This is a genomic window from Edaphobacter aggregans DSM 19364, assembly GCF_000745965.1.
In the GTDB taxonomy this organism is placed as follows: domain Bacteria; phylum Acidobacteriota; class Terriglobia; order Terriglobales; family Acidobacteriaceae; genus Edaphobacter; species Edaphobacter aggregans.
In genome coordinates this window covers 185,751-210,854 of the sequence record NZ_JQKI01000001.1, presented here as the reverse complement: position 1 = coordinate 210,854, position 25,104 = coordinate 185,751, and the positions used below count along the sequence as shown (strand labels likewise).

General features: G+C 62.3%; 19 protein-coding genes. 15 read left to right on the top strand and 4 right to left on the bottom strand.

Going from position 1 to position 25,104, the window contains the following annotated elements; translation table 11 throughout:
- Positions 1–299: 299 nt before the first annotated feature.
- The 12 genes from Q363_RS00950 (at position 300) to Q363_RS00895 (ending at position 14,008) form a co-directional block, all read left to right on the top strand.
- A complete protein-coding gene (locus tag Q363_RS00950) occupies positions 300–1,157 on the top strand; it encodes a cytochrome c3 family protein (RefSeq protein ID WP_035347109.1) in 858 nt (285 codons plus the stop codon).
- Complete coding sequence (locus Q363_RS00945; protein ID WP_035347107.1) at positions 1,154–4,390, top strand: TAT-variant-translocated molybdopterin oxidoreductase; 3,237 nt, start codon at positions 1,154–1,156, stop codon at positions 4,388–4,390. The genes Q363_RS00950 and Q363_RS00945 overlap by 4 nt, the downstream gene beginning before the upstream one ends.
- Positions 4,390–5,820: an NrfD/PsrC family molybdoenzyme membrane anchor subunit gene (nrfD, locus tag Q363_RS00940; protein WP_051978156.1), complete on the top strand. Its 1,431-nt coding sequence runs from the start codon at positions 4,390–4,392 to the stop codon at positions 5,818–5,820. The genes Q363_RS00945 and nrfD overlap by 1 nt, the downstream gene beginning before the upstream one ends.
- Entirely contained in the window at positions 5,820–6,362 is a 543-nt protein-coding gene (locus Q363_RS00935; RefSeq protein ID WP_035347105.1) for a DUF3341 domain-containing protein, read from the top strand. Before nrfD ends, Q363_RS00935 begins: the two co-directional genes overlap by 1 nt.
- Entirely contained in the window at positions 6,319–7,146 is an 828-nt protein-coding gene (locus Q363_RS00930; protein ID WP_245631963.1) for a c-type cytochrome, read from the top strand. The genes Q363_RS00935 and Q363_RS00930 overlap by 44 nt, the downstream gene beginning before the upstream one ends.
- A gap of 171 nt (positions 7,147–7,317) precedes the next feature.
- Complete coding sequence (locus Q363_RS00925; RefSeq protein WP_245631962.1) at positions 7,318–8,532, top strand: hypothetical protein; 1,215 nt, start codon at positions 7,318–7,320, stop codon at positions 8,530–8,532.
- Entirely contained in the window at positions 8,522–9,187 is a 666-nt protein-coding gene (locus Q363_RS00920; protein ID WP_035347101.1) for a hypothetical protein, read from the top strand. The genes Q363_RS00925 and Q363_RS00920 overlap by 11 nt, the downstream gene beginning before the upstream one ends.
- A gap of 81 nt (positions 9,188–9,268) precedes the next feature.
- Entirely contained in the window at positions 9,269–10,174 is a 906-nt protein-coding gene (locus Q363_RS00915) for an SCO family protein (RefSeq protein ID WP_157466447.1), read from the top strand.
- A 9-nt stretch (positions 10,175–10,183) separates the two neighbouring features.
- A complete protein-coding gene (coxB, locus tag Q363_RS00910; protein ID WP_051978151.1) occupies positions 10,184–11,230 on the top strand; it encodes a cytochrome c oxidase subunit II in 1,047 nt (348 codons plus the stop codon).
- Positions 11,227–12,900 carry a cytochrome c oxidase subunit I gene (locus tag Q363_RS00905; RefSeq protein WP_035347097.1) on the top strand — a complete coding sequence of 558 codons (1,674 nt, stop codon included), beginning with the start codon at positions 11,227–11,229 and terminating at the stop codon, positions 12,898–12,900. Before coxB ends, Q363_RS00905 begins: the two co-directional genes overlap by 4 nt.
- Entirely contained in the window at positions 12,893–13,654 is a 762-nt protein-coding gene (locus Q363_RS00900) for a cytochrome c oxidase subunit 3 family protein (RefSeq protein WP_035347095.1), read from the top strand. Before Q363_RS00905 ends, Q363_RS00900 begins: the two co-directional genes overlap by 8 nt.
- Before the next feature lie 18 nt (positions 13,655–13,672).
- The gene (locus Q363_RS00895) at positions 13,673–14,008 is read left to right on the top strand and encodes a cytochrome C oxidase subunit IV family protein (protein WP_051978149.1); all 336 of its coding nucleotides are present in this window, start codon (positions 13,673–13,675) and stop codon (positions 14,006–14,008) included.
- A gap of 155 nt (positions 14,009–14,163) precedes the next feature.
- Here the strand turns inward: Q363_RS00895 and Q363_RS00890 are convergent, their stop codons facing one another.
- On the bottom strand, positions 14,164–16,272 hold the full coding sequence (locus Q363_RS00890; protein ID WP_035347093.1) for an ArnT family glycosyltransferase: 2,109 nt from the start codon (positions 16,270–16,272) through the stop codon (positions 14,164–14,166).
- 166 nt (positions 16,273–16,438) lie between these two features.
- On the opposite strand from Q363_RS00890, the gene Q363_RS00885 reads away from it, so the two are divergent.
- Together Q363_RS00885 and Q363_RS00880 are read left to right on the top strand one after the other, a co-directional pair.
- Positions 16,439–17,557, top strand: a complete 1,119-nt coding sequence (locus tag Q363_RS00885; RefSeq protein ID WP_051978147.1) for a Rieske 2Fe-2S domain-containing protein — start codon at positions 16,439–16,441, stop codon at positions 17,555–17,557.
- A gap of 762 nt (positions 17,558–18,319) precedes the next feature.
- Entirely contained in the window at positions 18,320–20,764 is a 2,445-nt protein-coding gene (locus tag Q363_RS00880) for an ABC transporter permease (RefSeq protein WP_035347091.1), read from the top strand.
- A gap of 18 nt (positions 20,765–20,782) precedes the next feature.
- Here the strand turns inward: Q363_RS00880 and Q363_RS00875 are convergent, their stop codons facing one another.
- Both Q363_RS00875 and Q363_RS00870 read right to left on the bottom strand, forming a co-directional pair.
- Positions 20,783–21,952, bottom strand: a complete 1,170-nt coding sequence (locus tag Q363_RS00875; protein ID WP_051978146.1) for an acyltransferase family protein — start codon at positions 21,950–21,952, stop codon at positions 20,783–20,785.
- Between the two features lie 171 nt (positions 21,953–22,123).
- Complete coding sequence (locus Q363_RS00870) at positions 22,124–23,119, bottom strand: transaldolase (protein WP_035347089.1); 996 nt, start codon at positions 23,117–23,119, stop codon at positions 22,124–22,126.
- A gap of 244 nt (positions 23,120–23,363) precedes the next feature.
- On the opposite strand from Q363_RS00870, the gene Q363_RS00865 reads away from it, so the two are divergent.
- The gene (locus tag Q363_RS00865; protein ID WP_035347088.1) at positions 23,364–23,873 is read left to right on the top strand and encodes a hypothetical protein; all 510 of its coding nucleotides are present in this window, start codon (positions 23,364–23,366) and stop codon (positions 23,871–23,873) included.
- A gap of 271 nt (positions 23,874–24,144) precedes the next feature.
- Here the strand turns inward: Q363_RS00865 and Q363_RS00860 are convergent, their stop codons facing one another.
- Positions 24,145–24,957, bottom strand: coding sequence for a fumarylacetoacetate hydrolase family protein (locus Q363_RS00860; RefSeq protein ID WP_035347087.1), 813 nt, complete (start codon positions 24,955–24,957; stop codon positions 24,145–24,147).
- Between the last annotated feature and the right edge of the window lie 147 nt (positions 24,958–25,104).

Genomic DNA, 25,104 nt, shown 5'->3' with positions numbered 1-25,104 from the left:
TGCGGGTGGACGCACGAGATGTTGTGCACGCCTGATTCAGGAGGCACGTCCGAGCGTTTCGATAATCGGATGGAGAGATGAAATTTTACGATGCGAGTATCGGTCATCGGGTTGGTAACCTCTTTTTCCACTGCTATACTCGGTCTTTCGAGAAAGAAGAAAAATCGGGCGCGGTGTAAAGCTGTCGCCTGAGCCGATTGTGGAAACTGATCGGCAACGAGCAGCCAGGAATTACAACCCCTTGAACCCCCTTCTCGGCCTGAGGACAGGCGAAGTGGAGAGGAAGCAGGAAAGCACTCATGGCGCAAGTTTTTGACCGCAGTTCGAACGCGCTGGCTCGTATGAGCCTGGTTTTGACAGGCCTGATCGTCATCGCGCTCGGCGTTGCTCTGAACCAGCTGCAGCGATCCCCGTGGGTTACCAAGCAGGGCCAGCGGCCGGACCAGCCGGTTCCGTTCAGCCACAAGCACCACGTCGAGGGCCTGGGCCTGCAGTGCCAGTACTGCCACACGCAGGTGGAGAAGGCGGCGTACGCGGGCATTCCTCCGACGAAGACGTGCATCAACTGCCACGCGCAGATCTGGACCAACGCCGAGTATCTGGAGCCGGTGCGGCAGAGTTGGGCGACGGGCGCCTCGATCCAGTGGATTCGCGTGCACGATCTTCCGGACTTCGTTTATTTCAGCCACGACATTCACGTGAACAAGGGCATCGGCTGCGCGAGCTGTCACGGCCGCGTGGACGAGATGCCTCTGATGTACCAGCAGAACACGCTGCAGATGGAGTGGTGCCTGAACTGCCACCGCAATCCTGCGGTGAACCTGCGGCCGACGAGCGAGATCTACAACATGGCGTGGCAGGGCCCGTCGACGGACAAGCCGGTGTGGTGCGCGACGACCGGAGCTGCGGGACCGACGGCCGGCGCGGTGAGCTGCACGACGGTCGATCCTAGCGGCAAGGGGCCTGAGATGGCCGCGCTGCAGGCGCCGGGAGCGGCCTCGGGCACGGTGAGCGATGCTCCGGCGGCTAGCGGCGTGGTGATCCCGGCGAGCTACCAGAAGTTCACCGGCCAGATGGAGCTGGGCAAATACCTGACGGCGCAGTACCACATTCGTACGCCGAACGAGCTTTCGAGCTGCGAGACGTGCCACCGATGAAGACGACAGGAATAGGAACCGAAGAGACGATGGCTGAGACAAAGTCACAGACAGAGACCGGAGCCCAGGTGGTCACGGAGATTAAGCCGGCTGCGCCTGCAAAGATGACGCTGGCTGAGGTGCGGGCGAAGCTCGACGGCAAGACGGGCAAGCGCTTCTGGAAGAACCTGGACGAGCTGGCGGAGACGCCGGCGTTCCACGAGTTGATGCGCGAGGAGTTTCCGCGGCAGGCGGGCGCGGGCGAGTGGGTCGATGCAGTGTCGCGGCGCGGCTTCATGAAGGTGATGGGAGCGTCGTTTGCGCTGGCCGGACTGGCCGGATGCACCAAGCAGCCCGACGAGCCGATCTACCCGTACGTGAAGCAGCCCGAGGACCTGATCCTGGGCAAGCCGATGTACTTTGCGACGGCGTTTCCCTTCCCGACGGGCGCGATTCCGGTGCTGATCAAGTCGGACTCATTCCGGCCGATCAAGGTGGACGGCAACCCCGAACACCCGATGTCGAAGGGCAAGACGGACGCGTTTACGCAGGCGACGCTGCTGGACCTGTACGATCCGGACCGCTCGCAGCATCCGCGGTTCCGCGGACAGAATGCAAGCTTCGGCGAGTTTCAGAAGGCGCTGCAGACTGCACTGAACAAGAGCGGCAACGGCCAGGGGATCTACTTCCTGAGCGAGACAATCACCTCGCCGACGCTGGCGGCGCAGTGGAAGCAGGTGCAGACAAAGTTCCCGCAGGCGAAGCTGGTCCAGTGGGAGCCGGTGAATCAGGACTCCTCGCGGGCGGCCTCGAAGGCTGCGTTTGGCAGCTACGCGGACGCGCAGTACAGGCTGGAGGATGCTGACGTCATCCTCTCGCTGGACGCTGACTTCCTCGGCGGCATCGCGCATCCGGGCTTCCTTCCGCTGGCCGCGGCTTATGCCGAGCGGCATCGCTACGAAGAGCACAAGACGATGAACCGGCTGTACGCGGTCGAGTCGATGCCCACGGTGACCGGGCTTCGCGCCGAGCACAGGCTGGCGCTGAAGCCGAGCATGATCGCGGCCTTTGCCGACGCTCTGGTGCTGGGCACGGCGCCGCAGGGCCTGAACGCGGAACAGACGAAGTTCTTCAACACGCTGCTGGCGGATCTGAGGAAGAGCCCGGGCAAGGCGGTGGTGATCCCCGGCGAGCAGGCTCCTCCGTCGGTTCACGCGGCGGCGTATGCGGTCAACACGCTGATCGGCGCAGTGGGCAAGACGGTGGTCTACACCGAGACGGTGAACCCTCTGCCGAGCGAGCAGCTGGCGGAGTTCAAGTCGCTGGTGGCAGACATGAACGCCGGCAAGGTGCAGTGGCTGGTGATGCTGGGGGTCAACCCGATCTACTCGGCGCCGGCGGACCTGAACTTCGCGGAGGCGTTCAACAAGGTTCCGAATACGGCGCACCTGGGGACGCATCTGGACGAGACGGGTGCGATCTCGACCTGGCACGTGAACAAGGCGCACTATCTTGAGAGCTGGTCGGACGCGCGCGCGTACGACGGCACGATCTCGATCATCCAGCCGATGATCGACCCGATGTACGGCGGCAAGAGCGCGCACGACGTCTTCCAGACGCTGCTCGCGGACCCTGCGGTCTCGGCGTATGACGCTGTGGTTGCGAACGCGAAGACTTACATCTCGGGCGACTTCGCGAAGGGCTGGCGCAAGGCGCTGCACGACGGCTGGGTTGCGGGCACGGCGTTTGCGCCGAAGGCAGGGGTTCCGGCGCGGGTGACGGCGTTCCCGGCGGTTGCGGCGTCGGGCTCGGGCTACGAGCTGGCGTTCCGGCCCGATCCGTCGCTCTACGACGGGCGGTTTGCGAACGTTGGCTGGTTGCAGGAGCTGCCGAAGCAGGTGACGAACCTGAGCTGGGATAACGCTGCTCTGGTGAGCATGGCGACGATGGCGGACCTGAAGGCCGAGGAGACCGACCTGATCGAGCTGGAGCTGGGCGGCCGCAAGGTGACGACTCCGATCCTGATGGCTCCGGGTCATCCGGACGGCGTGATTACGGTTCATCTTGGCCTGGGGCGCAGCGCGGAGGCGGGCCGCGTCGGCGCGGGCGTCGGCTTCAACGCGTACAAGCTGCGCACGTCGGCGGCTCCCCTGGTTGCGAGCGGAGCGACGGCGAAGACGATCAGTGGAAGCTACTACAACCTGTGCGTCACCAAGGTGCACAGCACGGAGCACCGCGGAAGCTTCGCGCAGCACGACCTGGAGCGTCCGCAGTACGACACGCAGGGCACGTTCTCGCTGGCCGGACACGAGGCGATGGAGCGGTCGATCATCCGCTACGCCACGGTGGAGGAGGCGGAGAAGAATCCGAAGTTCGCCGAAGAGGGCGCCAGCGGCACGCTGGTGAATAAGGTCGGGTACGGTCCGCAGGGCGAGAACCCTGCACATGGCAATCCTGGCTGGCAGTCGCAGAAAGAGGTCAACCTCAGCATGTTCCCGGATGCCTGGGACTACAAGAAGACCGATCCGTCTTCCTTGAAGATCCAGAACGCATGGGGCATGGCGATCGACCTGAACAGCTGCATCGGGTGCAATGCCTGCGTGGTGAGCTGCTATGCGGAGAACAACATTCCGGTGGTGGGCCGCGAGCAGGTAAAGATCGGCCGCAACATGCAGTGGCTGCGCATCGATACGTACTTCGAGGGCGACCTGCATGCTCCGAAGGCGCACTTCCAGCCGATGGCCTGCCAGCACTGCGAGAACGCGGGCTGCGAGCAGGTGTGCCCGGTGGGCGCGACGGTCCACTCGCCCGAGGGCTTGAATCTGATGGTTTACAACCGGTGTGTGGGCACAAGGTACTGCTCGAACAACTGCCCGTACAAGGTTCGCCGGTTCAACTTCCTACTGTACTCGGAGTACGACAAGGAAAGCCTCAAGTTCATGAACAACCCAGACGTCACTGTCCGTTCGCGCGGTGTGATGGAGAAGTGCACGTACTGCGTGCAGCGCATCGAGGCGGCCAAGATTACGGCCGATAAGGAGAACCGCGAGATTCGCGATGGCGAGATCGTGACGGCGTGCCAGCAGGCGTGCCCGACCGACGCCATCGTCTTCGGCAACATCAACGATACCCACAGCAGGGTTGCCAAGCGCAAGGCCGCCGAGCGTGATTACCCGGTGCTTGGCGATCTGAACTATCGTCCACGCACAACCTACACGGCTGGCGTCATCAACCCGAATCCGGAGCTGGCATAATGGCGACCAAAGTTCCTATCAACGACCCGATGATCGACCCGCGGACCGGCGAGTTCGCGGTGATCGCGCCGGGCCACACCTTCAAGTCGGTGACGCAGAAGCTCGCCGGCATGGTGCTGACGTCGAACACCCCGCTGGGATGGTTCTTCGGCATGATCGTGGCAGGCGGCGTCGCTTCGCTGGTCATCGTCGCGCTGACCTGGCTGTTCCTGAAGGGCGTCGGCATCTGGGGCGTGACGATGCCTGGGGCCTGGGGCTTCGCGATCATCAACTTCGTGTGGTGGATCGGTATCGGCCACGCGGGAACGCTGATCTCGGCCATCCTCTTGCTGTTCAAGCAGACGTGGCGTAACTCGATCAACCGCTTCGCCGAGGCGATGACGATCTTCGCCGTGGTCTGCGCCGGCATGTTCCCGCTGATCCACGTGGGCCGTCCGTGGGTGAGCTACTGGCTGTTTCCGTATCCGAACACGATGAACGTCTGGCCGCAGTGGCGCTCGCCTCTGGCCTGGGACGTCTTCGCGGTCTCGACGTACGCGACGATCTCGATCGTCTTCTGGTACATCGGCATGATTCCGGACTTCGGCACGCTGCGCGACCGCGCACAGCTTCCGCTGGCCAAGTACTTCTACGGCTTTCTGTCGCTGGGCTGGAGAGGATCGACGCGGCACTGGATCCGCTATGAGACGGCCTCGCTGCTTCTGGCCGGGCTTTCAACGCCGCTGGTGCTCTCGGTGCACACGGTCATCAGCTTCGACTTCGCGGTGGCGGCTCTGGCGGGATGGCACACGACGATCTTCCCGCCTTACTTCGTCGCCGGCGCCGTGTACTCGGGATTCGCGATGGTGCTGACTCTGGCGATTCCGATCCGCAAGTTCTACCACGTGGAAGACCTGGTGACGCTGCGCCACCTGGACAACATGGCGAAGGTGATGTTGGCGACGGGCTCGATCGTGGCCTACGGGTACGGCATGGAGGTCTTCATGAGCTGGTACTCGGCCAGCCACTGGGAGTTCTTCATGATGTGGAACCGCATGTTCGGGCCGATGTGGTGGGCCTACTGGATGCTGATCCTGACGAATATAGCGATTCCGCTGACCACGCTGTGGTCGCGCAAGCTGAGGGTCAGCGCAGGCTACCTGTTTCTGCTGTCGTTCATTGTGAACATCGGTATGTGGTTTGAGCGCTTCGTCATCGTCGTCACCTCGCTCTATCGCGAGTATCTGCCGTCGAGCTGGGGAACGTACAAGGCGACGAAGTGGGACTACATGACCTTCATCGGAACGTGGGGACTGTTCACCTTCCTGTTCCTTCTGTTCGTGCGCTTCCTTCCGATGATTCCGATGTCGGAGATCCGGATGATGCTGCCGCAGACCAAGATCACCCGCAGGGGAGCGACCGCTGATACGGTCAGCGAGGAGATGACCTAATGCCGCGCAGAGAAGGAATCTACGGGCTGCTGGCGGAGTTCAACACTCCCAGCGAGCTGGTGTTTGCTACCGAAGAGGCGCGGCGCGCCGGCTACCGCCGCATGGAGTGCTACACGCCGTATCCAGTGGAGGAGGCGGCCGAGGCGCTGCACTTCCACAAGAACCGCGTTCCGCTGTTGTGCCTGCTGGGCGGGCTGATGGGCGTGACGACGGCCTTCGGGATGGAGACGTGGATCTCGGTGTGGGCGTACCCGCTGAACATCGCCGGGCGTCCGCTGTTCAGCTGGCCGGCGTTCATCATCCCGGCGTACGAGTGGACGATTCTGTTCGCCGGCCTGTCGGCGGGGTTCGGGATGATCGCGCTGAACGGGTTGCCGCAGCTCTATCATCCGCTGTTCAACGCGCCGAACTTCCGCAACGGCGCGACGACGGACAAGTTCTTCCTGTGCCTGGAGGCGACGGACCCGAAGTTCTCGCCGACCGAGACGAGGGCGTTCCTTGAGCGGTTTCACGCGGTCTCCGTGGTGGAGGTGGACCATTAATACGCAACGCACACACGCGAGACTGGCGACCGTGGCCGCGGCGACGATCGCTCTTGCAGCGACGATCGGCTGCCGGCAGGACATGCAGGACCAGCCGAAGTTCTTCCCGCAGCGCGGGACGACGTTTTACACCGACGGCCGCTCGGTGCGTCCGCAGGCGGCCAACACTGTGGCGCGGAATCAGCTGCACGTGGACACCTACTACACGACCGGGCTGGTGGACGGCAAAGAGGGCGATGGTCTTCCCTTCCCGGTCTCGGCGCAGGTTCTGGAGCGCGGCCAGGAGCGGTACAACGTCTACTGCACGCCATGCCACTCGCGCACGGGCAACGGCGAAGGCATGATCGTGCAGCGCGGCTACACGAAGGCCGGCAACCTGCACACGGCGCGGCTGGAGTCGGCCCCGCTTGGACATTTCTTCCACGTCATCACAAACGGCTATGGCGCGATGCCGGACTACGCCTCGCAGGTTTCGCCGGCGGACCGCTGGGCGATCGTGGCCTACATCCGCGCGCTGCAGTTGAGCCAGCATGCGACCCAGGCCGATGTTCCGGCCGGAGCGCGGGTGGAGCCGCTTGAGAGCATCGCCGAGCGCGAGGGCATGCCGGCCTCGTTTGCCAAGGAGTGGAAGCTGCCTCCGACGGCGGTGACGGGAACGACCGATGGCGGCCTGATGATTCTTCCGACGCCCGGGTCGGCCGCGCCGCCCAACACGCCGGCGGCGGCAAAACCGGCGACCAAGCCGGCCCCTCAAAACCCTGGAGCAGCACCACAGCAGCAGTAACCTCGGAAGCTTCCGAATGAAGGCTTGAAACGCATGTCACCCGGATACGAACAACACGGACACGAACATCACGGAGAAGCTGGACAACACGACCACTACGCGCCGCGTCCGCTCCCTCGATCGCTCGCAGCGCCCGCGGAGGCTATCTCGGCCTGGCGGACGCGCCTGCTGATGGTCGCCGCTGCGGCCGTCATCGTCTCGCTGGTCTTCCTCTTTGTTCCCGGCGGCCGCGGCCATCTGCTGCGCGCCTACCTTATGGGATACATGGTCTGCTTCGGCTTCGCCGGCGGCGGTCTGTGCATGCTGATGCTGCAGTATGTCTCGGGCGGCAAGTGGGGCCTGCTGCTGCGCCGGCCTCTGGAGGCGATGAGCCGCACGCTGCCGCTGGTCGCGCTGCTGCTGGTCCCGATCCTCTTCTTCATGAAGCACCTGTACCAGTGGGCGGCCTTCCCGAACGCGAAGGAGACGGCCGAGGCCTACGCCCGCGGACTGATGACGCAGGAGCAGATGCTGACCGCCAACTCCAAGCACGCCATGCTGAACCCGACGGCCGCTGTGGTCCTGTCGGCGATCATCTTCCTGGTCTTTCTGACCATTATGGCGCTGCTGAACAAGTGGTCGCTCGAGCGCGATCAGGACCCCGAGGCGGGAACGCAGGAGAGCTACGATCGCTGGCGCATCAAGTTCGAGAACCTCTCCGGCATCGGCATTTTGATCTACGTGATCCTGATGACCGCCGGCGCGATCCTCTGGATCAAGTCGCTGGACGTGACCTGGTACTCGTCGATCTACGGCCTGCAGTTCCTGGTGGGTCAGGGCTATCAGGTGCTCGCGCTGAGCATTCTGAGCGTGATTCTGCTGTCGCGCTTCGAGCCGATGAAGACGCTGCTGCGCACGACCGAACAGCACGACCTGGGCAAGTTCGCCTTCGCGTTCACGATGCTGAACATCTACCTGTGCTTTGCGGAGTTCCTGATCATCTGGTCGGGCAACGTTCCGGACGAGATTCCCTGGTACCTGGCGCGCATTCAGGGCGGCTGGTGGGTGATCTGCTCGCTGGACTTCATCTGCCACTGGCTGATCCCATTCGTCCTGCTGCTGTCGCGCGACCTGAAGCGGAACAAGACCAAGATGGTCTGGCTGGCGGGATGGATGATCTTCGCGCGCTGCCTGGATATGTTCTGGCTGATCGAGCCGAACTTCAAGGACGCGGCCGGCAACCTGCACCTCACCAACAATCTCGGAATCCTTGCGTACATCACGGTTCCCGTCGCTGTGCTTTCGGTGTGGGGAGCGTACTACCTGACCGAGTTGATGAAGCGTCCGCTGATGAACGTGAACGATCCACATCTGGAAGAGATCCTGGAGCCCGAACATGCCCACTAACGACCACGATCTGAATCCTCACGCCAAGCACGATCCGCACGCGCACACGCCGGACGCGCCGGGCTATGAGACCACGGACGTCAACATCAACGGCATCGTCGTCTTCCTCTCTGGCCTGGTCGGATTTCTGCTGATCTTCTTCGTCTTCTGCTGGGTGATGGGCAAGGCGATCAACGGAGCCTATGCCAAGATGGACGGCCCTGCGGACAAGTGGCACCAGGAGGAGAAGGGCGGCACGAACCTGACCAACCTGACGAGCAATCCGGAGTTCCAGCAGCGCAAGCTCCAGCAGCTGACCGAGGCCTTCCCGGAGCCGAGGGTCGATCTGGACGACGGCAACCAGCAGATCGCGGACATTCACGCCCGCGAGGACCTGCTGCTGGAGCACTACTCGAGCATTCCCGGCGGGAGCAACATCCGCATTCCGATCGGGCGGGCGATGGAGCTGATTGCACAGCGTGGACTTCCGGTCCACTCCGCTCCCGCGGGCGAGGTGAAGATGGCGGGCGACGTCGAGCCGCAGATCCAGACGCCGCTGACCAACGGATTCGCACGCACGTCCTATGAGCAGAGCGTGATTGAAGCTCGCGAGCAGAAGATGAACTTCGGCCGCGCCGAGGCCGCGGCACACGCGGAGCTTACCCCCGCAAAATAGCGGCCGGATTTAAAATAGATGCGCGACAAATAGAAGCAGGACGAATAAAAGCAGGACGAGCACACAGCGGCGATGAAGGCGATGAGCGAGAGACGGACAGGACGGGGATGGTGGCGGGCGGCGGCAGTCGCGCTCGGCTGCGCCCTCGTGTGCGCTCCGCTCACGGCGCAGGTCGCGAGCTACGGGGATAAGCAGACCGGCGAGAACTCGGGCGACCAGCTTCCGACGGTTCTAAAGAGGGTCGCGGTCGAGCAGCACCTGAACCAGCCGCTTCCGCTGGACGCGCAGTTTGTAGACGATACGGGCAAGACGGTTCGGCTGGGCGATTATTTCGGCAAGCACCCGGCGATTGTGACGCTGGTGTACTACAACTGCCCGATGCTGTGCTCGGAGGAGATGGACGGCCTGACGGCTGCGCTCACGATGGTGAAGCTGACGCCGGGCAAGGACTTCGAGATTGTTGTTATCTCGATCGACCCGGCGGAGACGCCGCAGCAGGCGGCCGAGAAGAAGGCCTTCTACCTGAAGCGCTACGGCAAGCCGGAGACGGCTGCGGGCTGGCACTTTCTGACCGGGCAGAAGCCGGCGATCGACGCGGTGACCAACGCGGTCGGCTTTGGTTATGTGCGGGTTCCGGGGCCGGACGGCAGGCTGACGCAGTTCGCGCACGCCAGCTCGATTGAGATTGCGACGACGGACGGCAAGCTGGCGCAGTACTACCTTGGCGTGGAGTACTCGCCGAAGGACATTCTGCTGGGCCTGATTGAGGCTTCGGACAACAAGATTGGCTCGCCTGTAGCGAACATCCTCACCTACTGCTACCACTACGATCCCAAGGTGAACAAGCACTCGCTGGTGGTCGCGCGCATTGTGCAGCTGGGAGGCATGGTGACGATGGCGGCTCTGGGAGGCTTCATGTTCCTGATGTTCCGCAAGGACGCGAAGCTGGGCCGCCACCACGATTTGACGAAGAAAGAGAATGGATAAAGGGTAACGATGCATATCAGTCCCGTACTGTGGCAATTTCTGATGAAGTGGCTGACGAACTCGGCGCTGTTTCCTGTCGAGGCGTCCACGATCGCGCCGTATGCCGACGCGCTTTACTTCTTCCTTTTGCTGATCACCGTTGTCGGACTCACGCTGGTGGGCATCCTTGTCTTCGGCTTCGCCATTCGCTACCGCAAGGAGCGCAACCCGGTCGCCACGCAGATCGAGGGCTCGACGCTGCTCGAGGCCACCTGGACGATTATTCCGCTCGCTCTGTTCCTCATCTGCTTCGTGTGGGGCGCGCTGCTCTACTTCCGCATCTACACTCCTCCGCCGAACTCGATGAACATCTATGTGGTGGGCAAGCAGTGGATGTGGAAGGCCGAGCATCCGGGCGGACAGCATGAGATCAATGCTTTGCACGTTCCCACGGGCCAGCCGATTCAGCTGACGATGATCTCGCAGGACGTCTTCCACAGCTTCTCGATTCCGGACTTCCGGGTGAAGCGCGAGGTGATTCCGGGCCGCTACTCGACGGTGTGGTTTCAGGCAACCACGCCGGGCACGTACCATATCTTCTGCACGCAGTACTGCGGCACGAAGCACTCGGGCATGATCGGCGAGGTGACGGTGCTGACGCCTGAGGACTACAAGAAGTGGACGGAGGGCTCGACCAGCGGCATGTCGCTGGCGCAGAACGGCGAGCGGCTGTTTGCGAGCATGGGCTGCAACGCGTGCCACTCGGGCGAGGCGGCGGCGCGTGGGCCGAGCCTTGCGGGCGTCTACGGCTCGAAGCTGACGCTGGCGAACGGATCGCAGGTGCTGGTGAACGAGGCGTATCTGCGCGACGCGATCCTGAATCCTTCGCAGCACCTTACGGCGGGCTATGCGCCGATCATGCCCACCTACCAGGGGCAGATCAGTGAAGAGGGGCTGATCGATCTGGTGGAGTACCTGAAGTCCCTCAAGACCAACTATCGTGTTCAGCAGACGCTGACGACATCGGAGTCGAACAACCAGGCGGCTCCCGCAACCCCAGAGGTGGTCAAGCCATGAGCGCAACCAGTTCAACGATCGTCAATCTGCCCGACCAGAAGACGGCCACGATTCCGAAGAAGAACTATATCAACGCCGAGGACGGCCTGCTGAGCTGGCTGACCACGGGCGACCACAAGCGGATCGCGATGCTGTACCTGATCTCGATTACGTTATTCTTCTTCATCGGAGGCATCTTCGCCGGCCTGATCCGTCTGGAGCTGCTGACGCCGCAGCCTGACCTGGTAGCCTCGGACACGTACAACAAGCTCTTCTCGATGCACGGCATCGTGATGGTCTTTCTGTTCCTGGTGCCTTCGGTTCCGGCGACGCTCGGAAACTTCCTGATCCCGATCATGATCGGGGCCAAGGACCTGGCGTTTCCGAAGATCAACCTGCTGAGCTGGTACCTCTACTGGTTCGGCGGGATCTTTATCCTCGCGGCCATGATCCTCGGCGGAGTCGACACGGGATGGACCTTCACCACGCCGCTCTCGACGCACTACGTGAACACGCACGTGGTCACGGCGGGCCTGGGAGTCTTCATCATCGGCTTCTCGTCGATCTTCACCGGACTGAACTTTATCGTCACGATCCACCGCATGCGTGCGCCGGGAATGACCTGGTTCCGCATGCCGCTGTTTGTGTGGTCGAACTACGCTGCTTCGATCCTGATGGTGCTGGGCACGCCGGTATTGGCGATCACGCTGGTCCTGGTGGTGCTTGAGCGCACGATTCACATCGGCGTCTTCGACCCGACGTTGGGCGGCGATCCGCTGCTCTTCCAGCACCTGTTCTGGTTCTACTCGCACCCGGCCGTGTACATCATGATTCTTCCGGGCATGGGTGTGATCTCCGAGGTGATGTCGACGTTCAGCCGCAAGCGCGTCTTCGGCTACACGGCGGTTGCGTTCTCGTCGGTGGCGATTGCGCTGTTCGGGTTCTTCGTCTGGGCGCACCACATGTTCATCATGGGCGTCTCGAACTACTCGGCGCTGGTCTTCTCGCTGCTGACGATGCTGGTTGCGGTGCCCTCGGCGATCAAGGTCTTCAACTGGGCGTTCACGATGCAGAAGGGTTCGATCACCTTTGAGACCCCGATGCTCTACGCGCTGGCCTTCATCGGCCTGTTTACGATTGGCGGCCTGACGGGCGTCTTCCTGGGCTCGCTGGGTATGGACATTCACCTCACCGAGACGTACTTCATCGTCGCGCACTTCCACTATGTGATGGTGGGGGGCATGTTGATGGCGTTCCTCGGCGGCGTCCACTTCTGGTGGCCGAAGATGGTGGGCCGGATGTATCCGGAGTCGCTGTCGAAGCTCTCGGCGGTGACGAGCTTCATCGGATTCAACCTGACCTTTATGCCGCAGTTCATCCTGGGCTATCTGGGCATGCCGCGCCGGTATCACTCGTACCCAGCGGAGTTCCAGGTGCTCAACGTGCTTTCGACCGCGGGTGCCACGGTGCTTGGCGTTGGCTTCCTGCTGCCGCTGATCTACCTGGCGTGGTCGCTGAAGTACGGCGAGATCGCGGGCAACAATCCCTGGCAGGCGACCGGCCTTGAGTGGCAGATTCAGTCTCCGCCGCTCACTGAGAACTTTCTTGAGACGCCGGTTGTGGACCACGAGGCCTACGACTACGAGTGGCTCGCCAACAAGACGGAACAAGAGGTGACGACCGTTGGATAACACGATCGTAGCGACGACACAGGAAACGCACGTGGAAGAGCATCCTCACGTCTCTCTGCCGCAACACCGCCATCACTTCGAGACGGCGGAGCAGCAGCGCGAGGCCGGAACCTTCGGGATGTGGCTCTTCCTGCTGACCGAAATCATGTTCTTCGGCGGGCTGTTCTTCGCCTACCTGCTGTATCGCAACTGGTACAACCCGGCCTTCGTGGCCGCGTCGAATCAGCTCTCGATTCCGCTGGGCACGGCGAACACGGCGGTGCTGATTGCTTCTGGCTTCTTCATGGCGCTCGCCGTGTGGGCCGCCGAGGTTCGCAAGAAGAGCCTGCTGGTGCTGATGTTGATTCTCACCACGCTTTTCGGCCTCGCCTTTCTTGGCGTGAAGTACTTCGAGTACAAGGAGAAGTGGGAGAAGCACCACATTCCCGGCACGAGCTTCGACATCTCGGAGTTCGTCAATCCTCCGCTGAACCCGAAGACCGGCAAACCGATGGAAGAGCCGCTGGCTCCGGACATGGCGCAGAAGACGCAGGTCTTCTTCTCGCTCTACTTCGCGATGACGGGAATGCACGCGCTGCACATGATCATCGGCATCGGGCTGCTGTTCTGGCTGATCCCGCGGGCGCAGCGGGGCGACTTCAGTGCAGGATACGTGGCGCCGATAGAAAATTTCGCATTGTACTGGCACTTCGTCGATATTGTGTGGATCTTCCTGTTCCCGCTGCTGTACCTCATCAACCGGCACCCCGTGTAGCCGCAGAAGGAGAAGAGTATGTCTCAGTACCACGACCCGGCCAACGTGACCAACCCGGAGCACGCGGAACACCACATCGTCACGCCGAGGACGTACATCATCGTCTTCGCCACGCTGCTTGCCTTTACTGCCATCACCGTGGCCGCGGCGTTCGTCAATCTCGGCATCTTCAACCCCATCGTCGCGCTGGCCATTGCCTGTACCAAGGCGGTGATCGTCATCCTGTTCTTCATGCACGTCTTCTTCCAGTCCAAGCTGATCAAGATGACGGTTGCGGCGGGCTTCTTCACCTTCCTGATCCTGATCACGATGACGCTGAGCGATTACATCAGCCGCGCGTGGGGTCTCTGGTAGGCGCACGGCTCAACGCAAAGTTTGTTTCAAACGATAATGCGGCCCTCGGGGCCGCATCTTTTTTCTGACAGGTGCTAGGTACAGGGTGCTAGGTACAAGCTGATTGACCGATCGTTCTACCTTGTACCGTGTACCTTCTACCCTTGTACCTTGCACTAGTACGGGTTGGGCTGGTTGCTGAGGATCTCTTTGCCTCCGTTCTGCATCAGCAGGTAGGTCTTGCCGGGGAGTTTGGGGAGCGGCTGGCTTACGTCCTGCCAGAGGAAGACGCGCTCGACTCCGCTCCACTTCAGGCTGAGTGAGGTTGGGTCCTCGAAGATCGGCGGGGCGTCGGGGAAGAAGCTGCCGTACCAGAGGTTGGAGCTGCGGCCCTCGAGGATGTGGATGTCGTTGCGGTGGAGGTAGAAGCCGAGCGTGCTGCCGGCCTCGTACTCGCCGTGGATGACGATGATGTCGGCCGGCTTGAGCTCGGGAGCGATGGCGTCGGCGAGCTGCTTCGAGGTAAGTACGGGCGAGAAGATCTGCAGGCCGAGGTGCGCGGCGAGAAGGAAGCCGAAGGCCGCGGCGGTGAGCCACAGGTTTGCGGCGTGCGGGCGGTAGTCGCGGCGCTGGAGCCATGCGGGGAGCGTGCCGCCGAAGAGCGCGATGGCCGTGATGATCAGGGGGCGGCGGAAGGCTCCCATGGCCTGCGCGTTGAGGTCGAGGAAGTGGCCGAAGGAGAGCGCGTATTCGCCGGGGTTCTGCTGCAGCAGTGTGGCGAGATCGGTGTTCGGGCCGGGCGGTTGGGAGTGCAGCACGAAGAAGAGCGAGGCGAGGGCGGCGAGCGTCCCCAGGGCCAGCAGCACGGTTGCGATGCGTAGTCCTGCGGTGGCGAGCGGGTTGGGCACGGTGAAGGACTCGGCTTCGGTGGCCTCGCAGGTGAGCCAGGCGGCGATGAGCAGGATGAGCGCGGGGAGTGCGGGGAGAACGTAGTACTCCTGCCGCGTGGAGAGGGAGAAGAAGAGGAGCGGCAGCGCGGCCCAGATTCCGAGGAGGAGCAGCGTGCGGTCTTCGGGCGAGAGAGAGATGGGCTGATGCTCGGGGTTGATGCGGGTCTGCAGCCAGCTCCAGCGGGCGAAGAGAGGAGAGGCTGCGAGTGCGGCGCGCGCTCGAACCTGTGCGACGGCGTGGAAGAGGAAGGCGCTCCAGGGCATCAACCAGACGAGGATGAGCGACCAGAAGAGGGCGAGCGGGACGGTGTCGTAGTCGCGTGGGACGCGGAGGTTGAGGTAGCGGAGCAGGTGCTCGTTGACGAAGTAGAACCAGGTCCAGCCGTGGACGTTGCCGTCGGTTGGCTGCGGGACGATCCAGTGTCCGTGGGTGAAGGCGATGCTGCCGGGATTGCCCTGCGTGGGATTGGCGAGGGCGATAAGTATGTGCCAGGGCGCGGCGATGGCGAGGAAGACTGCGGTGCTGGTGAACGGATGGCAGTGCAGGATGCGCGCGATGGCTCCGCGCCAGCCGCGAGTGAGGATGAGGTGCGCGGCGACGATGCCGATGGGAAAGACGAGGCCGATGAGGCCCTTGGTGAGGACTCCGAGGGCGCAGCACGCGGCGAAGCCGAAGCAGGGCAGGCGCCGCGGTGGATTATTGGTTGGAGAAGCAGATCCCTCCGCTGCGGCGGCGAAGTGCGCCGCCTTCGGTCGGGATGACACTATCTTGGTTTGGGGCGACGGATTTTGTGCGTGTTCTGGTTGCTGCTCGGTGAGCCAGAAGCAGTAGATGGCAAGGGTGAGCCAGACGCAGACCATCGCGTCGGGGATGGTGATGCGGGTGAAGATGAAGATTCCGAAGCTGGAGAGAGTGATGAGTCCGGCGTAGAGGCCAGCTCGTGTGCCGGCGTCGTGTTGCTCGGTGCCTGACTCTTCGCGGCTGAGGTTGCGGAAGGCTCTTCGGGCGAAGGCCTCCATCGTGAGGGCGAGGGCGAGGACGGTTAGCGCGAGGGGCAGGCGCGCGGCGGCGGTGCCGACGCCGAAGGCCTTCATGCTCGCGGCCATCGACCAGTAGAGGAGCGGGGCTTTTTCGAGGTAGCGGATTCCGTTGGCGTAGAGCGTGGTCCAGTCGTCGCGGAGGAGCATCTCGCGGGCGACCTCGGAGTGGACGGAGTCGGCGTCGTCGAGCAGCGGTGGCGCGAGGAGCGTGAAGCTGGCGTAGAAGAAGAGCCAGAGAAGCGTCAGTGTGAGGCGAGTGCGTCTTAGCGGTGTGAGTTCGACGGGCACGTCCACAGTGTATGGGTTGTTTGTTTCTCCATTGGGTTGTTGTGGTGGTTCGGGCGGTGGTGAAATGCGGGGGTTCTTCGCCCATTCGACTTCGCTCAGGGCAGGCTCTTCGGCTCAGAATGACGATTCAAAAAGGATCGGTCCGAATGTCGTAGACTCAGGCTGGGTTCTGATGCGTGATCTTGTTCAACTTTCTTCGACTCCGGGGCCTCCGGCAGAGCTGATCTTCGGTGACTGGTATCCGGCGCTGCGCTCCGGGGAGCTGCGCGTGGGGAAGATGACGATGGCGCTGCTGCTCGGCGTTCCGCTGGTGCTGGGGCGGAAGCGCGATGGGCGTTTGTTTGCGATGAGGGACCTTTGTCCGCATCGCGGGATTCCGCTTTCGGCGGGGTGGTTCGACGGCGAGAACGTGCAGTGCAAGTATCACGGCTGGAAGTTCGAGCCCTGTTCGGGGCAGTGTCAGGAGATTCCTTCGCTGACCTCGCATGACTCGCTGGAGCCGGGGAAGATCTATGCGGGCGCATATCCGTGCGAGGAGCGCGACGGATATGCGTGGGTTTATCTTCCGGAGGTGGGAACGGGCAGGGCTTCTTATTTATCTGGCGCAGGTTCATCTGGCGCAGGCGCTGGCGAGCTGCCTCCGGTTCCGGAGCTTCCGAAGTTCTCGGAGCGGTTTCGTTCGGCGCATCTTGTGGCTGATCTTCCGTGCAATGTGGATCACGGGATCATCGGTCTGATGGATCCGGCGCACGGGCCGTTTGTTCACCAGGCTTGGTGGTGGCGAAGCCGCGCGAGCATCCATGAGAAGGCGAAGCACTTTGAGCCGATTCCGCAGGGCTTCAGGATGTCTTCTCATGCTCCGAGTGCGAACTCGGCTCCTTATAAGCTGCTGGGTGTTTATGGCGAGCCGATTACGACGACGATCGACTTTGTTCTGCCGAACCGGCGGTATGAGACGATTCGCGCGGGGGCAAAGTGGTTTGCTAGTTTGACGACTGTTACACCGGTGACTCCTTCGACCTGCAGGATCGATGTGCTGGCGGCTTGGAATGTGTTTTACAACGTTCCGTTTGTGACTACGATTGCGAGGTTCTTTGGGGCGAAGTTCGTCGGGCAGGACCAGCAGACGATGATCGAGCAGGCTGCAGGGCTGAGGTTTCATCCCGGGCTGATGCTGATCGACGATGCGGACAAGCCGGCGAAGTGGTACTTCGCGCTGAAGCAGGCTCGGCTGAAGGGGACGGGTGAGCATCCTCTGGCCGGGCCGGTTACGCTGCACTGGCGGAGCTAGGGCCCCCTCCCCCCCCATGTTGCGGTAAGTCTTTATGAATCATGATTATGAGCGATTTCCACAGCGTAAACTCTTGATTCTTTGTGGGTTATGGGTCAAAATCTTGATTCTTTTGGGGTTAGGGGAGGGCTTCGGGTTTTCCGAAGCTCTTTTGTTTTCAGCTTTGATTTAAGTGTATCGAAGTGCCGATAATAAATCGGCACTTTTCGGCACTTTGCCTGATGAAATAACGCTTTTGTTTCTAGGTTCTTACAAGGCTTATTGCGAATTTGGGGCTTGACAGATTTCAGTGGGGGATCGGGCAGTAGGCATACCCCAGGGGCTGAAGTCCCTATTTCTTGTTGGCTAAAAGAGAGGGCCAAGGCTGAAAGCCCTGGCGTACCTAGAAGCGGTTCGCGTTCTGCGCGAATGAACCCACTCATGTCGCGATGAGACCGCGCCATGAATGGGGCACCTGGCAACCGGGTGGTTAAGTTTTCCTGAGGGGTGTCGGCGCGACGGTCGAAAAGCGGGGGTTCTTCGCCCATTCGACGTTGCTCAGGGCAGGCTTCGGCTCAGAATGACGGCAGGGGTGAGCAGGCGACATACGTTGTGGGGATACCGTGATCGAATCTTTCTTTGTTCGGAAGCGGACGGTAGTTTTCGGCGGTGGACAGTCCGAGCGTGCGGGATGTGGGGGTGCTGTTGATGGGGCAGGGGTTCGGTGGGTGATCCGTTGGCGAATGGATTGCGTATTGGTCTGGTACGCGATGGAGGTGCTCCTTGCCGGCCCTGATACAGAATCTTCGGTTTGCACTTCGGCAGTTGCGGAAGAGTCCTGGGTTTGCTTTGACGGCGGCGGTGATCATGGCGCTGGGGATTGGGGCGAATACGGCGATCTTCAGCGTGGTTCATGCGGTTCTGCTGGAACCTCTGCCGTTTCGGGACGTGGATCGCGTGGTGCAGGTGTGGCACACGCCTCCGCAGAAGAGCTTTCCGGGGATGACGCGGTTTGCGGTTTCGGCGGCGAACTTTCTGGACTGGCAGAGGCAGAACCATGTGTTTGAGGGGATGACGCTATTTTCAGGCGGGCGGTTCGATGTGACGGGAGCGGGCAAGCCGGAGGCGGTGCGCGCGAGCAGGGTGAGTCCGGAGTTCTTTTCAGTGCTTGGGGTGGAGCCGCTGTATGGGCGGGTGCTGTTGCAGGATGAGAGCAACGCCGGCAAGGTGCGCGAGGTGGTGCTGAGCTATCGGTACTGGAAGATGCACTATGGTGGCGATCCGGGAGTGGTGGGAAAGACGATCCGGCTGGATGGCGAGCCTTACACGATTGTGGGGGTGATGGGGCCGGCGATGACGAAGCCGGGGTTTGCGGAGATGTGGGTTCCGGAGGTGCTGACTCCGGAGGAGAAGGCGGTGCGGGGGGAGCACCACTTTATGGTGGTGGGTAGGCTGAAGCCGGGGGTGACGCTGGAGGAGGCGCAGGCGGAGATGAACACGATCTCGCGGCGGCTGGAGGAGGCTTATCCGGAGGATGACAAGGGGTGGGGCGCGTTGGTGAATCCGATACGCGAGGAGACGGTGGGGGAGATTCGTCCGGCTCTGCTGATGATGCTGGGAGCGGTGGCGTTTGTGCTGCTGATTGCGTGCGCGAATGTGGCGAACCTGGTGCTGGCGCGGACGTATGCGCGCAGGAAGGAGATTGCGATTCGCGCGGCGATGGGGGCGACGCGGGGGCGCATCGTTGGGCAGTTGCTGGCGGAGACGGTGGTGCTCGCGCTTTGCGGAGGCGCGCTGGGATTGATTGCGGCGCACTTCGGGATTCAGATGCTGTTGAAGTTCTTTGCGGATAAGCTGCCGCGGATGGGCGAGATCGGGCTGAGCGCTCCGGTACTGTGGTTTGCGCTTGCGCTGTCGGTGCTGACGGGCGTGCTTGCGGGACTGATTCCGGCGCTACGGATGAGCCGTGGCAACGTGAACGACGCGCTGAAGCAGGGGATGGGGAGGACGGATGCGGACTCGGGTGGCGGGAGGACGAGGTCGGCGCTTGTGGTGGTGGAGGTGGCGCTGTCGCTGGTGCTGCTGACGGGGGCGGGGCTGATGATTCGGAGTCTCTGGAATCTGCAGAGGATCGATCCGGGGTTTGATGCCCAGAATGTGCTGACGATGAATGTGCAGGTGAATCGGAGGCAGTTCGGGAGCGCGACGGAGGAGGCGCAGTTCTTCGCGCAGGTGATGGATCGGGTGAGGGCGCTGCCGGGGGTTTCGTCGGTGGGCGCGGTGGATGATCTGCCGCTGATGGGAGGATCGAACCAGCCGGTGGCGGTGGAGGGACGGCCGGTGGTGGCGATGTCGGAGCAGCCGGAGGTTTCGGTGCGGGTGACGACGGCGGGGTACTTCAAGACGATGCGGATTCCGGTGCTGGAGGGAAGGGATATCAGCGAGGATGACAGGGCGGAGTCGGCGCCGGTTGTGGTGATTAGCGAGTCGATGGCGAAGCAGTTCTGGCCGGAGGGAGGTGCGGTGGGGCATCACCTGAAGCTGTCGTTTTATCCGGAGAAGGAGCGGACGATTGTGGGGGTGGTGGGGGATGTGAAGCAGACGGGTCTGGACAGCTCGGCGGGGATCGCGACGCTGTACTGGCCGCTGGGGCAGGTGGGAGGGGCGCCGAAGGGAGAGTGGATCGCGCGGTCGCTGACACTGGTGGTGCGGACGACGGTTCCTCCGGGGACGCTGGCGACGGCGGTGACGGACGCGGTGCACCAGGTGAATGGGGATATTCCGGTGGACGATGTGATGACGCTCGAGGAGTTTGTGGGGGAGACGCTGACGCAGCACAGCTTCAACATGCAGCTGTTGGCGATCTTCGGTGGACTGGCGCTGGTGCTTTGCATGGTGGGGATCTATAGCGTGCTGGCGTATTCGGTGCGGAGGGGGATGAAGGAGATCGGGCTGCGGATGGCGTTTGGAGCGACGAGGCGCGACGTGCTGCAGGTGGTGGTGGCGCAGGGAATGAAGCCTACGGCGCTGGGGATCGCGGCGGGCTTTGTGGCGGCGATGGCGCTGGGCCGCGTGGTGACGAGCATGGTGTATGGGGTGAGCTCGCGGGATATGTCGACGCTGGTGTCGGTGATGGCGCTGATGGTGGTGGTGTCGCTGGCGGCGAGTCTGATTCCGGCGGTGCGGGCGACAAGGGTGAGTCCGCTGGCGGTGCTGCGGGAGGAGTGAGGGGAGCCGCGGGGAGAGTTACTGCGTGGGGGCGGGTCGGTCGGGGAAGTAGCGCTTGAGGCGGAGGAAGGGCTGCTCGTAGAAGCGGTAGCTGAGCCACGCGAGAGGAAGGGTGACGGCGAGGTTCGAGAGCGGAAGCGCGAGGTGCAGCAGGACTCTGGAGTGAATGTGGGTGAGCAGGAAGGATTGATACGCCATGAAGGTCATCTGGTGAATGACGTAGATGCCGTAGCTGTACTTTCCCAGCCAGCGGAGGGGTGAGATGCTCATGAGCTTCGCGGTCGAGCCTGCGCGCAGGCAGAGTGCGATGAGCGATGTTCCGGCGACGGCGAGGAGGCTGTAGCCGATGGTGTTGACGGCGAAGTTGTCTCCCCAGAAGAAGGAGCCGGTCTTCCAGGCGAGGAGCGCGCAGGCGAGGATGGCGAGCCAGAAGAGAGGAGCGGCGGCGCGAAGGATGGCTGCGCGGCGGGGTCCGCGGATGGCGAGGGCGAGGGCCGCACCGGCGAGGAGAGAGTCGGCGCGGCAGAGGGTGGTCTTGTAGGTCGCCTGGATGGAGCCGCCGTGGGTGAGCAGAAGCGTGCGCAGGACGGGAGCAATCAGGACGACGGCGAGCGCGATCCAGAGGAGCTTGCGGCGGTCGCGGATGCAGAAGACGACGAGGGGCCAGACGAGATAGAACTGCTCCTCGACGGCGAGAGACCACAGGTGACCGGTGAGGCTCTTGATGATGCCGGAGTCGGGAGCGTTCCACCAGAGGGACGTGTTCTGGAGGTAGACGGGAAGAAGGTAGAACTGGCGGCCCTGGCGCCAGTCGGGACGGACGAGGAGAAAGAGGACGAGAAGCACGCCGTAGTAGAGCGGGAAGATACGCAGGGCGCGGCGGATGTAGAAGTTTCGGAAGTAGTGCTGGCTGGCGAGTGTGTCGAAGAGGATTCCGGTGATGAGGAATCCGGAGAGCGCGAAGAAGAGATCGACGCCGATCCATCCTGTGTCACGGAGCTTGAGGATGACGCCGATCAGCGGGGAGCCGCTGGGCGCATGGTTGGATGAGAGGAGATGGAAGAGGAAGACCAGCAGAATGGCGAGGCCGCGAACGCCGTCGAGTGCGCGGATGTGCTTCAGGCTCTCAGTGGGAGCTGCCGTCGTCGTGGAACGTCCGGTAGCTGCAGCGACGGAGGTACTGGCCATTTACGAACGAGCCTTTCCTTAGGCAGGGTTCCTGGATGGATGGTAGTGGGAGAGAGGCAGGCTCGAGGGCTTCTTGTTGTTTGTTCTTATTTGGCGATCGGGTAATGGGAGGGCTGGGAATGACGAGACCGCGCGTGGTGCGCGCGGTCTCTGGAGCAAAGGGAGAGTGTGTTAGCGGGCTGCGGCGGGCTCGGAGAGCTCGGCGAGGCGCTTGGCGAGGATCTTTTCGAGATCCTCGAGCGCCTTGGAGAAGCCCTCGATGCCTTCCTTCAGCTTGTCGTGTGCCATGCGGTCGGCGGCGTGCATCTTGTCGAAGGTCGCCTTGTCCATGGGGATCTTCTCGATGCTCATAGACTTTGCCTTTTCGGGGTCGAGCTTGCGCTCGAGGGTTCCGCTCTTGGCCTGAAGCTCGCCGAGGAGCTTGGGGGCGATGGTGAGCAGGTCGGAGCCTGCGAGCTCCTCGATCTCACCGATGTTGCGGAAGCTGGCTCCCATGACCTGGGTCTTGTAGCCAAATTTCTTGTAGTAGTTGTAAATCGTGGTGACGGACTTGACGCCGGGGTCATCGGCTCCAACGTAGTCCTTGCCGGTGTCCTTCTTGTACCAGTCGAGGATGCGGCCGACGAATGGGGAGATCAGAGTGACCTTCGCTTCGGCGCAGGCGATGGCCTGGTGCAGGCCGAAGAGGAGGGTCAGGTTGCAGTGGATGCCTTCCTTTTCGAGCTGCTCGGCGGCCTTGATGCCCTCCCAGGTGGAGGCGATCTTGATGAGGATGCGCTCGCGGGAGATGCCGGCGCTCTCGTATTGCCCGATGATGTCGTGCGCGGCGGCGATGGTCTTCTCGGTGTCGTAGGAGAGGCGTGCGTCGACCTCGGTGGAGACGCGGCCGGGGACGATCTCGAGGATCTTCTTGCCGAAGGCTACAGCGAGGGTCTTGAAGGCCTGTTTGGCGACCTCTTCGTCGGAGGCGGCGGGGCCTTCGTCCTTGCGGGCCTGGGTGAGGACTCCGTCCACGATGGGCTGGTACTCGGGCATGCCGGCGGCGGCCTGGATGAGGGACGGATTGGTGGTGGAGTCCGTCGGCTTGTACTGCTTGATGGAGTTGATATCTCCGGTGTCGGCCACGACGGTGGTCATGCTACGGAGTTGTTCGAGAATTGTCGCCATTTTTCGCTCCCTTCGCTGCTTATTTGATTTTACCAAGGGTGTGGGCGTTGCGCTTTGAGAGGCAGTTGTTAGTGGTTGGTGGTTAGTTGAAAAGACCGTGAATGGTTGGAGATGACGTTTTGGGTTGGGCTTCGCGGCGGGAGAGAGGCATACCCCAGGAGGGGCTTTACAAGTGACTCTTTGCAGTAGTGGAATCCAAGCGTCGACCGGGCCCGGACAGATGTTGCAAAAGAGGAGAAACTAAATGAGAAACTCAAGGGCGGTTTCCGGAATAGACTTGCTGTCAGTGTTCGCGCTGGCGGTCATGCTTTTTCTAACATCGGGGCTGAATGCTCAAGAGGGCAACTCGGAATCGCGGGCGGGCCGGCTTGAGGGGATGTGGCGCGTACAGCTCACGGTTCGCGACTGTCAGACGGGCGCAGCGCAGAGGACCTTCCCGGCGCTATTTGCCTTCGCCAAAGGGGGGATTCTGACCTTTACGACCGCAGGCCAGCCGCCGGCGGTAGCCACTCCCGGCTATGGAGTCTGGGCGCATACGGGCGGCCATAATTACAGTGCGGTCACGGAGGTCTTCATCTTTAACCCTGCCGGAGTCTGGATACAGACACACAGACTCACGCGGGCAATTGAGCTGGATAAGGATGCCGACGAGTTCACCGATACAACCAAGCTTGAAATACTCGATACCAGCGGCAACTTGATTGCGACGGGGTGCGCCACAAGTGTTGGGCGGCGCTTCGAAACGACGGGGTAGATGGATCGGCGGAAGTGACAACCTAAGGTGATGAAGTGGAACTGGCCTGTGGTCTGGCGGCGTTCCAGGCCTATGGGCATGGTGGGATTCTTAGCGCGTACGGGAGGAGAGCGGTTCGCGCTTCGCGCGAATGTCCCCTTCATGCCGGCGATGAAGCTGCGTCATGAATGGGGCATCCGGCCGTGATTTATGGTGCGCAAGGCGAAATACTGAGATTCTTCGCCTGCGGCTCAGAATGACGACGCGGGAGGAATGACTCGGTGAGGAGAGATTACTCGGGGGCGAAGGTGTTGCGGAGGATGCCCAGGTTGGTGATCTCGACTTCTACGGTGTCGCCGGGTTGGACGGGGCCTACTCCGGAGGGGGTTCCGGTGGGGATGATGTCGCCGGGTTCGAGTGTGATGGATGCGGTGATGTAGCGGAGGAGAAAGTCGAGGGGGAAGATGAGGTCGGCGGTGGAGCCTTGCTGTTTAACCTGGCCGTTGAGGCGGGTGGTGACGGTGACGGGGTCGCCGTCTAGCGGGTCGATCTCGTCGGAGACGATGGGGCCTACGGGGCAGAAGGTGTCCCAGCCTTTGCCGCGGGTCCACTGGCCGTCGGACTTCTGAATGTCGCGGGCGGTGACGTCGTTGACGATGGTGTAGCCGCGGATGTAGTCGAGGGGGTCTTCGGCGGGGCTGAGCTTTGTGCAGCGCTTGCCGATGACGATGGCGAGTTCGCCCTCGTAGTCGACGCGCTTGGAGAGGGCGGGCATCTTGATGACTCCGCCGGGCGCAAGGAGGGAGGATGGGGGCTTGAGGAAGAGGAGAGGCTCGGCGGGGACCTCGTTGCCTAGCTCGGCGGCGTGCTCTTTGTAGTTGCGGCCGATGCAGAGGATCTTGGAGGGCGTGACGGGTGGGAGGAGTTGGAGGGAGGCGAGGGGCGCGGGGGTGAAGGGTTCGGGGGAGTTGAGGATGGCGAGTTGGGCGGCGAGGTCTTCGACGGGGGGCTCCATGAGTGCGGTGGCCCAGAGGGTGCCGTTGCGCTCTTCGACGAGGGCATAGCGGGGTGAGCCGGAGAGGGTGAGGAGTCTGCAGTACTTCATGGTGGTGATCAGTCCTTTGAAGTGTACTTGCGTTTGCGATGGTTGGTTGCGGCGGGTCTTAACCGCAGATCCTTCGACTCCGCTGCGCTGCGCTCAGGATGACACAATCGCGAGTGGGTTGCGGTGAAGTTTTGCCAGGGCGAGCCG